The organism is Octadecabacter sp. R77987 (genome assembly GCF_042466115.1).
GTDB lineage: Bacteria > Pseudomonadota > Alphaproteobacteria > Rhodobacterales > Rhodobacteraceae > SW4.
On the sequence record NZ_JAXHBQ010000001.1, the window covers coordinates 1,455,427 to 1,471,130 of the forward strand.

Below are 15,704 nucleotides of genomic sequence, written 5' to 3' on the forward strand. Positions count from 1 at the left end.
AAAGTATGAGTTAACCGCGCATGGCTGTATCCCCCGCCAAAGCCACCCTGGATCAGGAAGACCAGATGTTCCGCCTGCTGCGGCAGCTGGATCTGGCCCCTGATGCGTCGCAGCGTGTGACCGCGCAGGCAATTGGCGTGTCCTTGGGGCGGCTCAATGCACTACTCAAGCAAGCGACCGATGCCAAACTTGTCAAGATCACTGATCGCAACGGACCCGACAAGCGCGCGCGCCACTCCTATGCCATCACCGCCCGTGGTGCGGGTGAAAAGAACCGCCTCACGACCCAATTTCTTAACCGGAAGTTAGCAGAGTATGACGCATTGCATGCGGAGCTCACCGGCACGGCTTCCGGCCTCTCCCCTCTAAATAACAGGACCAAGTTGATGCAAAATAACCTCGCCCCGATCCCCGAACTCTATGTGTCTTATGACAGCGCGCAAAAGCTGAAAGTCGAGGCGGGTGAACTCACCTCGCACGATCTGACTCCACGCCAGATTTGCGATCTGGAACTACTGATGAACGGCGGGTTCAACCCGCTCAAGGGGTTCCTTGGCGAAGAAGATTACAACGGTGTCGTTGATAACATGCGTCTGGCCGATGGCACCCTTTGGCCTATGCCGATCACGTTGGATGTCACGGAAGACTTCGCCAAATCCATCGAAACCGGTCAGGACATTGCCCTGCGCGATCAGGAAGGCGTGATTCTGGCCACCATGACCGTCACCGACAAATGGGAGCCCAACAAATCCCACGAGGCGGAAATGGTTTTCGGCGCCGACGACAGCGCGCACCCCGCCGTGAATTACCTGCACAATCAGGCGGGCAAGATTTATCTGGGCGGTCCTGTGACCGGCATCCAGCAACCCGTGCACTATGATTTCCGCGGCTCGCGCAATACACCCAACGAATTGCGCGCCTTCTTCCGCAAGATGGGCTGGCGTCGCGTTGTGGCCTTCCAGACCCGCAACCCGCTGCACCGCGCCCACCAGGAACTGACATTCCGTGCCGCACGCGAAGCCCAGGCCAACCTGCTGATCCACCCTGTTGTCGGTCTGACCAAACCCGGCGATGTCGATCACTTTACCCGCGTGCGCTGTTACGAAGCTGTGCTGGACAAATATCCGGCCTCGACCACGTCGATGTCATTGCTGAACCTTGCCATGCGCATGGCTGGCCCCCGCGAGGCTGTTTGGCATGGTCTGATCCGCGCCAACCACGGCTGCACGCATTTCATCGTTGGCCGCGATCACGCCGGTCCGGGCAAAAATTCGGCAGGTGAAGATTTTTACGGCCCCTATGACGCACAGGACCTGTTCCGCCAGCATCAGGACGAGATGGGCATCGAAATGGTCGATTTCAAACATATGGTTTGGGTGCAGGAACGCGCGCAATACGAACCGATGGACGAAATCAAGGACAAGGATGATGTCACAATCCTGAACATTTCGGGCACCGAACTGCGCCGCCGTCTGTCCGAAGGTCTTGAAATCCCCGAGTGGTTTTCCTTCCCCGAGGTCGTCAAGGAACTGCGCCGCACCAAACCACCACGCAGCCAGCAAGGGTTCACCGTGTTCTTCACAGGATTTTCCGGTTCGGGGAAATCCACCATCGCCAACGCCTTGATGGTGAAACTGATGGAAATGGGTGGCCGTCCGGTGACACTGCTGGATGGTGATATCGTGCGCAAGAACCTGTCCTCCGAACTGGGGTTCAGCAAGGAACACCGCGATCTGAACATCCGCCGCATCGGTTATGTTGCGTCCGAAATCACCAAAAACGGCGGCATCGCCATCTGCGCGCCCATCGCGCCCTATGCCACGACACGGCGCGCCGTGCGCGAAGACATCGAAAGCTTTGGCGCCTTTATCGAGGTCCACGTCGCCACATCCATCGAGGAATGCGAACGCCGCGACCGCAAGGGGCTGTATAAGCTGGCACGCGAAGGCAAGATCAAGGAATTCACAGGGATTTCAGACCCCTATGACGTTCCGGCAGATCCTGAACTGCGCGTGGAAACCGAAGGCACCGATGTGGACAATTGCGCCCATCAGGTGATCCTCAAACTGGAAAGCATGGGGCTGATCGCGGGCAACTAATCCTGCCACCCGAAAACGAAAACGCCGGCCCGCTGGGTCGGCGTTTTGCGTTAGTGCAGCGTCATCGGTGACATGTCGTTTTCAAGTGCCAGCGCAAAGGCAAGCCGCCGGTTGGCGACCAGCGCCAGCTGTTCGCCATCGCTGTTATGCACAGCAAACAACTGTTTCATATCACCGGCTTGTTGGCGCACTTCATCAGGCAGGTCAGACACGGCCACGGGTTTTACGTAAACAAGCCGATCATCGGCACGGTCTGCCAGTTTGTATTCGGTGTTCATGATTTCGCTCCCTTCGTGATCTTGATGGTCTGGACGATTGAATCGGCCACAGCGCGGGTCAGATCAACGTGCAACAGGCCGTTTTCCATCACCGCCTCGCCCACATCAACGCCATCGGCCAGAACAAAAGATTTCTGGAACCGACGTGTCGCGATCCCGCGATGCAAAAATACGCGGTCATCACCATCGTCGCCCTGACGGCCGCGGATCACCAGTTGATTGTCCTCGACCGTGATTGCCAGATCATCCTCTCCGAAACCGGCGACAGCCAGCGAAATACGGTAAGAGTTCTCCGAGGTTTGTTCAATATTATAAGGGGGATAGCCATCATTTCCGGTCTTGGCGGTCCGCTCCACCAGCCGTTCAAGCTGTTCAAACCCAAGAAGGAACGGATGCGTTCCCAGCGTCAATTTTGTCATCCGACACGTCCTTTTCAAAGCGACAGTCATGTTTGGCCCCGCATCCGCGGCGGCCGATTGGTAAAAATATGGGGATATGAACGCGCGGATGCAAGTGGCAGGGCTATGCGCAGGCCACACATGCGCCTATAATATTGACAACATTGCCAAACCCGACAGGCCCGCGCGCATGAACACATCGTCCCGAATGGAGCAGCTTGACGTGCTGCGCTACGAGCTTGAGGTGATGCGTCAGGAACATCGCGATCTTGATGATGCGATCCATGCCCTGCAGGAACGTGGCGGTGCCGATATGCTGACCATGAAACGGCTCAAGAAACAGAAACTCGCCCTCAAAGACAAAATTGTCCAGCTTGAGGACCGGATCACCCCCGATATCATCGCCTGACACGTTGCGCTGACCCGCCCGCTGGCTATAGTGCCGCTTCCTTGTTTCCTTGGGCCAAAGGGGCCGTTTCATGACACAAATTCCTGTCGGTATCATCATGGGCAGCCAGTCCGACTGGCCCACCATGCGCGAAGCGGCCGAAGTGCTTGACCAGCTTGGTGTCGCCTACGAGGCCAAGATCGTGTCGGCCCACCGCACCCCTGACCGGCTGTGGTCCTATGGACGCGAGGCCGTGGATCGGGGTTTGCAGGTGATCATCGCGGGCGCAGGCGGGGCCGCACATCTGCCCGGTATGATGGCCTCGAAAACCCGCATTCCGGTGATTGGCGTGCCGGTGCAGACCAAGGCACTGTCGGGTGTCGATTCGCTTTATTCCATTGTGCAGATGCCCAAAGGATTTCCCGTGGCGACCATGGCAATCGGTGCCGCCGGTGCGGCCAATGCGGGCCTGATGGCTGCGGGCATTCTGGCCCTGCAAGACAGCGATCTTGCGGCACGGTTGGATGCCTGGCGCGCGGCATTGTCGGATTCAATTCCGGATACCCCAAGCGATGACTGATCCGCTGACCACAGGCGCAACCATCGGCATTCTGGGTGGTGGCCAGTTGGGGCGGATGCTGTCGGTTGCCGCCAGCCGCCTTGGGTTGCGCACGCATATCTTTGAACCGGGCGCGAACCCGCCTGCAGCAGATGTCGCCCATAGCGTCACAACCGCCAGCTATGATGACACCGACGCCCTGTGCGCCTTTGCCGCCAGTGTCGACGTGATCACCTATGAATTTGAAAACATCCCGACCGCTGCGCTGGATACTCTTGAGAAACACCGGCCAATCCGGCCCGGTCGCACGGCCCTTGCAACCTCGCAGGACCGGCTGGTTGAAAAGGAATTCCTCAAGGGTCTCGGGCTACGGGTTGCGCCCTTTGCGAATGTCGAAAGTGCCGCTGATCTTGACGCCGCATTGACCGATATCGGTAGCCCCGCCATCCTGAAAACCCGCCGTTTTGGCTATGATGGCAAGGGACAGGCGCGGATCATGGCGGCAAGCGATGCCCCCGCGGCACTGGCCGATATGGCTGGCGCGCCCGCAGTGCTGGAAGGGTTCGTCGATTTCAGCCACGAGGTATCGGTGATCGGTGCGCGTGGCGCAGACGGGGCGGTGGCCTGCTTTGATCCGGGCGAAAACGTGCATCGTGACGGCATCCTGCACACCACGACAGTGCCCGCCACCCTATCCCCAAACCAGCGCACCGACGCGGTGCTGATCGCCGCGCGCATCCTGAACGCGCTGGACTATGTCGGTGTGATGGGTGTCGAACTGTTCGTCACAACGGACGGATTGATCGTCAATGAAATCGCACCGCGCGTGCATAATTCCGGCCACTGGACCCAAAATGGCTGCCTGATCGACCAGTTTGAACAGCACATCCGCGCCGTTGCAGGATGGCCCTTGGGTGACGGAAGCCGCCATTCCAACGTGGTTATGGAGAACCTGATCGGCGACGATATGGACCGCGTTCCCGCGATAGCTGCAACCAACGCTGCACTGCATCTTTATGGCAAGGTCGAAGTCAAGAAGGGCCGCAAGATGGGCCACCTGAACAAGATCACCGGGCCCTGCGCCTAGTTTCCTTCGCCAAACAGCAGATCTGTCATTTGCAATGACGGGTCAAAGCGCCCGTTGCGCAAGAATTCCAGCACTTCGGCAATCACCAGCGGGTTGTTCATCATGAATGTATGGGTCACAGGCAGCACCAGATGGTCTGTCATCCCTGGCAAGCGCGTGGATTCGACCGAAACCTTGCCATCATCCGGCCCGTCGATAATGCTGGAAAACACAGGGTTTAGTGACCGGTTTCCGGCGATAATCCCGACCTCGTAGCGCGGCAGCGCAAGACGGTTGGGCAGGCTGGTATCTTCGGTCCCAAGTTGCAGACCGGCGGGGCCGTTGGCCCATTCAAACGCTTCATATTCGCCAAAAGTATCAACCAGTTCCGAACCATGGTTGGGTGGCCCAAGCATGACAACACGCCCCATCCTGGCGGGACGGTTGGTTTGCAAATAGGCGCGCACCAATATCCCGCCCATGGAATGGGTGACAAAATGCACCCGCGCATCACCGCACGCGGCCACATCCGACGGCAGGTTCTGCGCGACCAGGGACTGAACCGTCGCCGTTGTCGATGGGTAGCCGGAATTGACGATGGTATAACCCTGAAGTTGCAGCACCTCGGCTAGGGGCAGGAACGACGCCTCGCTGCGCGCAAGCCCGTGCAGCAAGACCACGCATTCCGCCTCGGACGGCGTGACGTTTTCGGCGCGGGCCGCAAGGGGCGCAAGAATCAGCGCAAGAATGGCAAACAAACGGGTCATGACCATCATATAGGGCAGCGCAAGTCACAGGGTAAGGTCAGGCTTGCCTGACCTCGCGTGTTTCGCCAGTGTTGCGCGATGACCCGCCCAATCCGCCTTGCAACCCGTGCGATCGTGATGCACCAAAATCGGCTGTTGCTGGTGAACGCCTATAAGGGGCGCGATGATCTGTGGTGCGCACCCGGTGGCGGGGCCGAACTGCACCAAAGCCTGCCTGACAATCTGGCGCGCGAAGTGTTCGAGGAAACGGGCCTGCGCATTGCTGTGGGTCCGCCCTGTCTGCTTAACGAATTTCACGATCCTGACGGCGATTTCCATCAGGTCGATGTGTATTTTCGCTGCACCGTCACCGCCGGGGACCTTGACGACAACTGGCAAGACCCCGAAGGCATCGCGACCCACCGCCGCTGGGTGACGCGCGATGAACTGGCGGCTCTGCGCGTCAAACCCGACAGCCTTGGTGCGGTGGCGTGGCAGGACGCGGGTGCACCGGTTTATGACCCGCTGGAACCGATCCTGCGTTAGGCGCGGCGTGGCAAAAGCGAAATTGCGATGCCACCTATCACGAGTAAAGTCGCCGCAATCAATCGCCCGGTGACAGGCTCCGCCAAAATGACCACGCCAGCAGCGATTGCGATGATCGGCACGCCAAGTTGCGCGACGGCCGCGCGGGTGGCGCCCAAGGCGGGCATCACGCCATACCACAGCGCATACCCCATTCCCGAAGTGATCGCGCCCGAGATGACCGCGAGAATCGCACCCTGCCACGTCACCCCGACCGCCAACCAGATCAACGGCAGGGCGACAACGGGCAAGGCACACAAGAAATTGGCCGCCGTGGCCAGCAACGGGTCAGTCGCGCCGCGCCCGTTCAGCGAATAAATACCCCAGCCCAGGGCCGCGGCTGCCATCCAGAGCCCACCCCAAAGGTCAATCGCGGCATCGCCTGATGGCCAAAACAGAACGCAAAGCCCTGCAAGCGCAACAGCCGCACCGGCCCAGCGCAACATGGGCACCGCTGCTCCGCCAAGGATCGCGCCTGCAAACATGGTCACCTGAACACCGCCAAACAGGATCAACGCACCCAATCCTGCATCAAGCGTGCGATAGGCCAGCGAAAACCCCACCATGTAAACGGCCAGCGTGACAGCCCCGACAAGCGTGGCGCGGTTGAACACCTGGACGGGCCTGCCCCGCCGCGCGATCAAGGCCCACAAGACAACCACCCCTGCAAACACGCGCAGCGCCGCGAACACAAGCGGGTCCGTGTCGCTGTCAAGCAGCGCAAGCCGCGTGAGAACTGAATTGGCCGCAAAGGCAAACATTGCAGCAGCGGTGAGGATAAACAGACGCATGACACCCTTTCGCGGATTTGAAGGCCAAGGGCCAGAAAGAAAGATACGAAAAAGGGCGGCCACGATGGGCCGCCCTTTCTTTTGCGGATGTCCGGTCTTGTATCTCATCGTCTCTGCGAAACGATTGTCACCAAGCTGCGGACGCCGAAACCAGTGGTTTCGACTTACATCATGCCGCCCATGCCGCCCATGCCGCCCATGTCGGGCATGCCGCCACCGCCAGCGCCGCCGTCTTTCGACGGTTTGTCAGCGACCATGGCTTCGGTGGTGATCAGCAGACCGGCAACAGATGCTGCGTCCTGAAGTGCTGTGCGCACGACTTTGGCAGGGTCAATGACGCCAAACTTGAACATGTCGCCATATTCTTCGGTCTGAGCGTTAAAGCCGAACTTGAGGTCACTGCTTTCGCGGATTTTGCCCGCAACAACCGACCCGTCAACGCCCGAGTTTTCGGCGATCTGACGCAGAGGTGCTTCAAGCGCCTTGCGCACGATGGCGATACCGACGTCCTGATCCGAGTTTGCACCCTTCACACCGTCAAGATTCTTGCCAGCCTGAACCAGCGCAACACCACCACCGACAACGATACCTTCCTGCACGGCCGCACGGGTCGCGTTCAGGGCGTCATCAACGCGGTCTTTGCGTTCTTTCACTTCGATTTCCGACATGCCGCCAACGCGGATCACGGCAACACCACCGGCCAGTTTGGCCACGCGCTCTTGCAGCTTTTCACGGTCGTAATCAGACGTGGTTTCTTCGATCTGGCCACGGATCTGGGATACGCGGGCTTCGATCTCGGCTGTTGCACCGCCACCGTCGATGATGGTGGTCGTGTCTTTGGTGATCGTGATGCGCTTGGCTGTGCCCAGCATGTCCATGGTCACGGACTCAAGCTTCATGCCGATATCTTCGGAAATCACCTGACCACCGGTCAGAATGGCGATATCCTGCAACATGGCCTTGCGACGATCGCCGAAACCGGGTGCCTTGACGGCCGCGATTTTCAGACCGCCACGCAGCTTGTTGACCACGAGGGTCGCAAGTGCTTCGCCCTCGACGTCTTCGGAAATGATGACCAAAGGCTTGCCCGACTGGATCACGGCTTCAAGCAGTGGAACCATTGGCTGCAGCGAGGACAGTTTCTTTTCGTGCAACAGGATGACGGCGTCTTCCAGTTCCGTGGTCATCTTTTCGGTGTTGGTCACGAAATAGGGCGACAGGTAGCCGCGGTCGAACTGCATGCCTTCGACAACATCGGTTTCTGTTTCCAGACCTTTGTTTTCTTCGACGGTAATCACACCTTCGTTGCCGACTTTCTGCATCGCGTCAGCAATTTGCTGGCCGATTTCAGCTTCGCCGTTGGCGGAAATGGTGCCGACCTGCGCAACTTCGGCGCTGTCGCTGACGGGACGTGCCGCAGCTTTGATCGCTTCAACGACTTTCGTCGTCGCCATGTCGATACCGCGCTTGAGATCCATCGGGTTCATGCCAGCAGCAACCGACTTCATGCCTTCGCGAACAATCGCTTGGGCCAGAACGGTGGCTGTGGTTGTGCCGTCGCCGGCTTCGTCATTGGTGCGCGAGGCCACTTCTTTGACCATCTGCGCGCCCATGTTCTCGAACTTGTCTTCCAGTTCGATTTCCTTGGCGACAGATACACCGTCTTTGGTGATGCGTGGGGCGCCGAACGATTTGTCCAGAACCACGTTGCGGCCTTTGGGGCCAAGGGTCACTTTGACCGCGTCGGCAAGGATATTCACACCCTTGAGCATCCGATTGCGCGCATCTGTGCCGAATTTTACGTCTTTAGCAGCCATGTTTTAGCTCCTTTTTTGGAATTTCTTGAGGGCGAGGCGACTTAGGACAGGATGCCCAGAATGTCGCTTTCCTTCATCATCAGCAGCTCTTCGCCGTCGACGGTGACTTCGGTGCCGGACCATTTGCCAAACAGCACACGGTCGCCGGCCTTTACGGCCATCGCGATCAGCTCGCCTGAATCCTTGCGCGCGCCTTCGCCGCAAGCGATGATTTCACCCTCTGCGGGCTTTTCCTTGGCGCTTTCGGGGATGATCAATCCACCGGCTGTTTTTTCTTCGCCTTCTGTGCGGCGAACCAGCACACGATCATGAAGCGGTTTCAAAGCCATCATGCAGCTCCTTCAGCTTGTTGTTTCATGGGCCCCTTGGGGCTGTTAGCACTCACATGGGTAGAGTGCTAGCAGCGGATAGGTAGGCAAGCGCAGGGGGCGAGTCAACGGGTTAGCGTGGCGAAACCCAGCATTTTTTACACCAAGCCCAAACCAGAACCGCGCTGCCCGCTTGAGACCTCTTGCCTGCCCGCCTATCGTCGTCCGAAACAATCAGGGGTTGGCATGATGTTACGATCAATTCTGGCTTTGGCTTTTCTTGCCTGCGCGCAACCGGTTATCGCCCTTTGCGGCGGCGACAGCCTGCTTGACCGGCTTTCGAACGCTGACCGCTACTACCTTGAAGATATCAGTGCGAATGCGCCTTACGGGCGCGGGCTTATCTGGACGGCGACGCGCGGCGACCAACAGATCACGCTGATCGGCACAATGCACATCTATGATCCGCGTCTTGAACCGATCCGCGCGCAGGTTGCCGATGATGTCGCGCGCGCCGATCTGGTCCTGCTGGAAATGACCGAGACCGAGGAAGCCCAACTGCAAGCGGAACTGGGCACGAACCCCGCCCGCATGTTCCTGACCGATGGTCCGACCCTGATCGACCTGCTGGACGAACAAACCTGGGCGATGGTGGCCGAAGCCGCGTCCGCCCGCCAAATCCCGCCCTTTATGGCCGCGAAATTCCGGCCCTGGTATCTGGCTGTGACGCTGGCCGTTCCGCCCTGCGCGATGCCTGACATGGTCGCGGGACGGCGCGGGCTGGATCACATGATCCTTGATGATGCCAATACCGCCGGTGTGCCGACCCAAGCGCTTGAACCTTGGGACACCCTGTTTGACATCATGGAGGTCGGCACCCTGCAGGAACAGATCGACATGATGCGCCTTGGGTTGCTGTCGCCAGAAATCAACGCCGAAGTTTTTGTTGCCATGCTTGACGGCTACTTTGCAGGCGAAGTGGCACAGGTTTGGGAACTGTCGCGCCTGTCGCTGCAATATGTGCCCGACATGGACGTCGCACTGGCCGAGGAGATGTTCGCGATGACCGAACAAGGGCTGCTGATTGACCGGAACTACAACTGGATACCCGTGATCGAAAACGCCGCCGCGCAACACGACCGGATGGTCGTCGCGGTTGGCGCTGCGCATCTGCCCGGCGAGGACGGCGTGCTGCGTCTGCTCGAGCACGAAGGCTGGACGATCACGACCCGGTAGCGGGGCACGCAAGCGCGCCCCGCCGTTTCTTACCTGCCGCCCGACTTGCCCGGAAACGGACGTGGTTTCACCCCCTTCCCCTTGATTTGCGCGTGTTTCGCGGCAAAGGGTTGCGCCTTTTGCTGGGCGCGCTGCCCGTCAGGTTTCGGTGGCTGTTGGTCAGCCGGTTTCGGCCCGCCAAATGGCGGAGTCTTGATGTGTTTGGGCATGATAAGCCTCTGAATTGTGATGAATATTTCGCACTGCTTAGGTGCGCAAATCTGTCCCGCAAACGGGATCAGGTGGCATTGTCCATCGTCAGGGTATCCTTGTGAAAAAGGTCAGGCGCGGCACCTTCGGCCAGCGCGGTGCAATCGGATCAGGCTTTGGAAATGATCATTGTCAGGGCACTCCTTTTCAGAGCGCCTGCTTAGCATGATCCCGAAAACCGGTCAAACATCACCCCAGTCCATCAGCCCGGCCTTGCCCGCCTTGGTCAGCGCGTAAACCCCGCGTTCAACCCGCGTGAACCAGCCGTAGTGATCGTCGGCCATGATCTGACGAGCGGGCGGCACTTCGGCCCATTCAGCTACTTTTGATGCCTTGGACGGCCCATGCACGGCCAGAAACCGCGCGCAAGCCAGCGCATCCTGGCGATAGCCTGTAACGATCCCGTGGCGTGTGGCCCCACCCGCATTGGGATCACCGCGCAGCCGGTCAAAGGCGCGCAATAACCGCTGTGCTTTCTTCTTGGATTTTCGGGCGTGATAGGGGCCGGGGTCGCACATGGCCTCGACGTGCCCGTCACGCAACCGCACAAACAGTACGCCCAGCCCAAGGCGGCGGGCCAGCGCGATATTGTCGCCGCCGCCCTTCTTGGGCTTGGGCACCGCGATATAGACCAGATCGGACAGCGATTGCCGCGCCACCGCCTGATGAAACAGCGTCAGCGTGAACCCCAGTTTGAGTTCTACAATCACCGGTTCCTCGCCCGCGCGGCGCGCCACGACATCGGCCTTGCCGACTTCGCCCTTCACGTCATAGCCCTGCCCCTCAAGGTAGGCTTTGACGGCGGGATAAAGATCAGCCTCGCGCGGTTTGTTCATGGCGCACACCGGCCATGACAATCTGTCCCGTGACAGCCCAAACGATCCCTCCTATAAGGCGCCCAAACGCATCTAACCCAAGGCAATGACACAATGACAACCCTCGTATTCGGCCACAAGTCCCCCGACACCGATTCCACAGGCGCACCGATCATCTGGGCGTGGTATCTGTCCGAAGTGATGGGCATCCCCGCCGAGGCACGCCTGCTGGGCCAGCCCAACACCGAAGCGGCGTTTGTCGCACAGCGCTGGGGTTTCGCGTTGCCCGAAATCATCGAGGATGTGGCCGACGACCAGCCCTGCGTGATCGTGGATACAAACAACCCCGCCGAACTGCCCGCCAACATCAACAACGCCGATGTGCGTGCGATCATCGACCATCACAAGCTGGTCGGTGGCCTTGAAACAAAGGGGCCGATCCACATCGTGATGCAGCCCGTCGCCTGCACCGTGACGGTGATGTATGACGCGATGGGCGCGGACGTGGGCAAGATGCCCGACCCGATCAAGGGGCTGATGCTGTCGTGCATCCTTTCCGATACGCTTGAATTCCGCTCGCCCACCACAACGGCCAAGGACAAGGATATCGCCGTGGCTTTGGCCAACCAGCTGGGCGTGAAAATTCCCGACTATGCCGCTGAAATGTTTGCAGCAAAGTCCGATGTTTCTGCGTTTTCGGATGCCGAACTGCTGCGCATGGACTCCAAGGAATTCACCGTGGACGGCACAAGTTTCCGCGTCTCGGTTCTGGAAACCACCGCGCCCGCGATCGTGCTGGACCGCAAGGACAGCATCATGAAGACGATGACAACCGTGGCCGCCGAAGATGGTGTCGATCAGGTGCTGCTTTTCGTCGTCGACATCCTGAACGAAGAAGCCACGATGCTGATCCCCAACGATCTGACAAAAACCGTGGCGGAGAAGAGCTTTGGGGCAACGGTCACGGGCGACACAGTCGTCCTGCCCGGCGTGATGAGCCGTAAGAAACAGATCATCCCTTCGCTGAAGGTCTGACCGAAAACGGGGCGCTGCGGCGCCCCATTTCAATTGCCCCCCAAAAGGACAGCCCATGACCCGGATCGTTACAGCCTTCGCAGATATCTCCGCCGATTATGATGCGGCCTATGTCGATCTGTGGGGCTGCGTGCACAACGGTATCGCTGCCATTCCTTCGGCTGTCGCAGCCCTGCAAGCCTATCGCGCGCGCGGCGGTGTCGTGGTGCTGGTCACCAATTCGCCCCGCCCGTGGGATTCGGTTGCTGACCAGATCGCGGGCATGGGCGTGCCGCGTGACGCTTGGGACGCCATCGCCACATCCGGCGACAGCGCACGCGCGGCGATGTTTCGCGGCTTTGTCGGCGAAAAAGTCTGGTTCATGGGCGAAAGCCCCCGTGACGACGATTTTTTCAAGCCCTTGAGCGTGATCGACGATCCGGTCGACATTCTAAAGGTGCCGCTGGAACAGGCCGAAGGGATCGTGTGTTGCGGCCCGTTTGATACGATGGCCGATCCCGCAGTGAACCGTCCACAGTTCCTTTATGCCAAACAAAAGGGGCTGAAACTGTTGTGCGCCAACCCCGATATTGTCGTCGATCGCGGCGAAGTGCGGGAATGGTGCGCCGGTGCCCTGGCCGCGCTTTATACGGAAATGGGGGGCGAGAGCCTTTATTTTGGCAAACCGCATCCACCGATCTACGACCTTGCGCGCCGCCGCCTAAGCGCCCTTGGCACCGCCCCGGCCGATCCGCGCATTATCGCGATTGGTGACGGTATCCATACCGACATCGCCGGTGCCATGGGCGAAGATATCGATTCCCTGTTCATCACCGGCGGGCTGGCCGCTGCGGAAACGCAAACCACAGACCAGCCGGACGTGGGCGCGCTGAAATCCTATCTGGACGGCGAAATGATGAATCCGACCTTTGCGATCGGGCAATTGCGTTAGGCAAAAGAAAGGCCCGACCTGCATTACACAAGCCGGGCCAGTAGAGGGACGTTTCGTTTAGCGTTTGGGGCTGATGGCGAAGAAGATCACACCACCCAGCACCGCGCCGATAACCCAGGCATAACCACTAAGTGCCGCCAGTGCAGGCACCCAGACTGCCGCAATAGAAAAGATCGCCGCGATACCGAACGCGGTCAGCGCCTTGTCGTTCCAGCCGTTGCCATAGTGGTACTCGCCACCGGACAAGTCATAGAGCGCATCGACGTTCAGCGTTTCCTTGCGCAGCATGTAGTAATCAACGATCAGAATACCGTAGAGCGGCGCAAGCGTGGCCCCCAGCGTATTCACAAAGCCACCAATACCGAACTGGCTGATGAACGCGGTCCAGAGGCCGCCAATCACCAAGGCAAAACCCGATGTGATCAGACCGGCATTGCGAAAGCTGATTTTCTTGGGGGCAAGGTTGGCGATACCGTTCACCGCAGGGATGAAGTTGGCCACAAGGTTGATACCCACAGTCGCCGCAAAGAACGTGATCGCGGCGATGACACCCAGAATGATGCTGTCTGTCCGCTCGACGATCTCGGTCGGGTTGATGATCTTTTCACCGTAAACCACGGCCGCACCAGCTGTCGTCAGAAGGGCCAGCGCCGAAAACAGGATCATGTTGAATGGCAGGCCGGCAAGGTTGCCCTTTTTCATCGCGCTTTTGCTTTCGGCGTAGCGCGAGAAGTCGCTGAAGTTGATCATCACGGCGGCGAAATAGGCCACCATCGTGCCGACAATCGCGACAAATCCGGCGATCTCGGTGCTCCATGTGCCTTCGGGGTTGGCGAAGATCGTGCGCGCTTCGCTTAGCAGCATTCCGTCGGATTTGACCCAAAGCACGATCACAAGTCCGATCATGACAGCGTAAACAAACGGACCGGCAAAATTGAGGAATCCTTCGACCCAGTTCATGCCGCGCCAGAAGATCACAATATGGAATGCCCAGACGATCAAGAACGAAATCCAGTCGACTCCGTCCAGCCCCATTACAAGCGTGCCGTGGTCCGCCCCGGTGAGTGAGCGGATCAGCAATGCCACCGCCGTCGAGGCGAAATAGACCTGCACACCATACCAGAACACCGCCACCGTTGCGCGTAACACCGCCGGAAGCTTGGCACCTGCCGTGCCCATGCTGGCCCGCGCGAAAACCGGATAGGGAATTCCATATTTTTCGCCGGCCGCGCCGGACAGGTTCACCAGGAACATCACGAAAAGCCCCGCGACGATCAGGGCTGTAAAGGCCGTCCAGCCGCTTACCCCGAACGAGATGAACAGCGACGCCACAAGCGAATACCCGAACAGCGACTGGATGTCGTTCGCCCAGATATTGAAGATCGCGAACCACCCCCATGTCTTTTCGTCCTTGCCCGCCGGATCAAGCGTGTTGTGTTCCCCGTGTGCGCCTTGCGCCCCTACGTTTTCCATTTCCAAACTCCCTCTTTTGTTCTGATCATTCCGCAGCGACCCGGCCGTTCCTGTGGCAAGAAGCCGCTTTGGTTGGTCTTTTTGGTTGTCGACAAAAGCAAACACCCTACGTAACATGTTAGAAGAAATTCCTTCTGGTGTATATTTTGGAAATGCAAGAAAGTGCCTCTGCAATTGCCAATAAGCGAAATGCGCCAACCGGCAGAAGCGCCGGGCAAAAAAAGTGGAACCGGAGTTGGAAATGCCAATTGAAAGCAAAGACCTACAGGCCGAGCGCGCGCATGCGGCACTTTTGGAACTACTGCGTTCAGGCAAGCTGGGCAGCGGCATGTTCCTGTCGATGCCCAGCCTTGTCGATGACATCGGCCTGCCATTATCCAGCGTCCGCGAGGCCGTAAAGCGTGCCGAATCCACTGGCCTGCTGAGTGTCATTCCCAAGCGCGGCATCATGGTCATGACCGCCGATCCCGAAACGACGCGCCAATGCCTTGCCCTGCGTGCGATGTTTGATTGCGAAGGCGCGCGTTGCCTGATCGAAGGCGGCGCCGAAATGCCGCTGGCGCAACTGCGCGCGACACATCAGGATCTTCTGGACGCGGCCAATTCCGAAGATTTCCCCGACCTGTCGCAACGCGCGATTTCCACTGACCTGTCATTGCATGATTTGCTGGCAAACGGGATCGGGTCACGGCTGGCCGCCCGTCTTTATGCGGAAAACCGTGATCGGATCGCGGTGATCCAGAATTCCCGTCCTTTCCTGCCCACCCGTATCGTTTCGGCGATGAGCGAACACCTCGAGATCATCGCCGCCCTTGAAGCCCGCGATATTGGTGCAGCCCAACACGCAATCCGCCATCACTTGCACAATACGCTGCGGTGGTGGGGCATCCAGCCGGATCGCGCCTAGGCCAGATTGCCGCAGGCCTTGCG

At 59.1% G+C, this 15,704-nt stretch carries 17 protein-coding genes; 9 read left to right on the plus strand and 8 right to left on the minus strand.

From position 1 onward, the window contains the following. The first annotated feature begins 20 nt into the window (after window positions 1–20). Complete coding sequence (locus tag SJY21_RS07380) at window positions 21–2,099, plus strand: bifunctional sulfate adenylyltransferase/adenylylsulfate kinase (RefSeq protein ID WP_377508325.1); 2,079 nt, start codon at window positions 21–23, stop codon at window positions 2,097–2,099. Between the two features lie 50 nt (window positions 2,100–2,149). Here SJY21_RS07380 and SJY21_RS07385 read toward each other — a convergent pair whose 3' ends face one another. Then, entirely contained in the window at window positions 2,150–2,377 is a 228-nt protein-coding gene (locus tag SJY21_RS07385) for a DUF1150 family protein (RefSeq protein WP_377508327.1), read from the minus strand. Then, window positions 2,374–2,796, minus strand: coding sequence for an Hsp20 family protein (locus tag SJY21_RS07390; RefSeq protein ID WP_377508330.1), 423 nt, complete (start codon window positions 2,794–2,796; stop codon window positions 2,374–2,376). The genes SJY21_RS07385 and SJY21_RS07390 overlap by 4 nt, the downstream gene beginning before the upstream one ends. Before the next feature lie 169 nt (window positions 2,797–2,965). Here SJY21_RS07390 and SJY21_RS07395 point away from each other — a divergent pair, with 169 nt between their 5' ends. The 3 genes from SJY21_RS07395 to SJY21_RS07405 all read left to right on the plus strand — a co-directional run bounded on the left by SJY21_RS07395 (window position 2,966) and on the right by SJY21_RS07405 (window position 4,809). Then, complete coding sequence (locus SJY21_RS07395) at window positions 2,966–3,184, plus strand: YdcH family protein (protein ID WP_377508332.1); 219 nt, start codon at window positions 2,966–2,968, stop codon at window positions 3,182–3,184. 70 nt (window positions 3,185–3,254) lie between these two features. Beyond that, window positions 3,255–3,743: a 5-(carboxyamino)imidazole ribonucleotide mutase gene (gene purE / locus SJY21_RS07400; protein ID WP_377508334.1), complete on the plus strand. Its 489-nt coding sequence runs from the start codon at window positions 3,255–3,257 to the stop codon at window positions 3,741–3,743. Beyond that, complete coding sequence (locus tag SJY21_RS07405; RefSeq protein ID WP_377508337.1) at window positions 3,736–4,809, plus strand: 5-(carboxyamino)imidazole ribonucleotide synthase; 1,074 nt, start codon at window positions 3,736–3,738, stop codon at window positions 4,807–4,809. Before purE ends, SJY21_RS07405 begins: the two co-directional genes overlap by 8 nt. Here the strand turns inward: SJY21_RS07405 and SJY21_RS07410 are convergent. After that, window positions 4,806–5,555 (minus strand): esterase/lipase family protein, encoded by a 750-nt coding sequence (locus tag SJY21_RS07410; protein ID WP_377508340.1) that lies wholly within the window; start codon window positions 5,553–5,555, stop codon window positions 4,806–4,808. The two genes, SJY21_RS07405 and SJY21_RS07410, sit on opposite strands and share 4 nt — an antisense overlap. Window positions 5,556–5,633: 78 nt before the next feature. Here SJY21_RS07410 and SJY21_RS07415 point away from each other — a divergent pair, with 78 nt between their 5' ends. Then, window positions 5,634–6,080, plus strand: coding sequence for an NUDIX domain-containing protein (locus SJY21_RS07415; RefSeq protein ID WP_377508343.1), 447 nt, complete (start codon window positions 5,634–5,636; stop codon window positions 6,078–6,080). Here the strand turns inward: SJY21_RS07415 and SJY21_RS07420 are convergent. The 3 genes from SJY21_RS07420 to SJY21_RS07430 all read right to left on the minus strand — a co-directional run bounded on the left by SJY21_RS07420 (window position 6,077) and on the right by SJY21_RS07430 (window position 9,056). Next, complete coding sequence (locus tag SJY21_RS07420; protein ID WP_377508346.1) at window positions 6,077–6,910, minus strand: DMT family transporter; 834 nt, start codon at window positions 6,908–6,910, stop codon at window positions 6,077–6,079. The genes SJY21_RS07415 and SJY21_RS07420 overlap by 4 nt on opposite strands. 164 nt (window positions 6,911–7,074) lie before the next feature. Continuing rightward, a complete protein-coding gene (gene groL / locus SJY21_RS07425; RefSeq protein WP_377508349.1) occupies window positions 7,075–8,727 on the minus strand; it encodes a chaperonin GroEL in 1,653 nt (550 codons plus the stop codon). A gap of 41 nt (window positions 8,728–8,768) precedes the next feature. Beyond that, a complete protein-coding gene (locus SJY21_RS07430; protein WP_377513186.1) occupies window positions 8,769–9,056 on the minus strand; it encodes a co-chaperone GroES in 288 nt (95 codons plus the stop codon). 225 nt (window positions 9,057–9,281) lie between these two features. Between SJY21_RS07430 and SJY21_RS07435 the strand changes: the two genes are divergently transcribed. Then, window positions 9,282–10,271 carry a TraB/GumN family protein gene (locus SJY21_RS07435; RefSeq protein ID WP_377508352.1) on the plus strand — a complete coding sequence of 330 codons (990 nt, stop codon included), beginning with the start codon at window positions 9,282–9,284 and terminating at the stop codon, window positions 10,269–10,271. A 431-nt stretch (window positions 10,272–10,702) separates the two neighbouring features. Here SJY21_RS07435 and SJY21_RS07440 read toward each other — a convergent pair whose 3' ends face one another. Continuing rightward, entirely contained in the window at window positions 10,703–11,356 is a 654-nt protein-coding gene (locus SJY21_RS07440; protein ID WP_377508355.1) for a DUF2161 domain-containing phosphodiesterase, read from the minus strand. Between the two features lie 93 nt (window positions 11,357–11,449). On the opposite strand from SJY21_RS07440, the gene SJY21_RS07445 reads away from it, so the two are divergent. Then, a complete protein-coding gene (locus tag SJY21_RS07445; RefSeq protein ID WP_377508357.1) occupies window positions 11,450–12,370 on the plus strand; it encodes a manganese-dependent inorganic pyrophosphatase in 921 nt (306 codons plus the stop codon). Between the two features lie 55 nt (window positions 12,371–12,425). Then, window positions 12,426–13,301 carry a TIGR01459 family HAD-type hydrolase gene (locus SJY21_RS07450; protein WP_377508360.1) on the plus strand — a complete coding sequence of 292 codons (876 nt, stop codon included), beginning with the start codon at window positions 12,426–12,428 and terminating at the stop codon, window positions 13,299–13,301. Window positions 13,302–13,358: 57 nt separating this feature from the next. Here the strand turns inward: SJY21_RS07450 and SJY21_RS07455 are convergent, their stop codons facing one another. After that, window positions 13,359–14,774, minus strand: coding sequence for an NCS1 family nucleobase:cation symporter-1 (locus SJY21_RS07455; RefSeq protein ID WP_377508363.1), 1,416 nt, complete (start codon window positions 14,772–14,774; stop codon window positions 13,359–13,361). A 241-nt stretch (window positions 14,775–15,015) separates the two neighbouring features. On the opposite strand from SJY21_RS07455, the gene SJY21_RS07460 reads away from it, so the two are divergent. Next, on the plus strand, window positions 15,016–15,681 hold the full coding sequence (locus tag SJY21_RS07460) for a GntR family transcriptional regulator (RefSeq protein WP_377508366.1): 666 nt from the start codon (window positions 15,016–15,018) through the stop codon (window positions 15,679–15,681). Window positions 15,682–15,704: the final 23 nt, after the last annotated feature.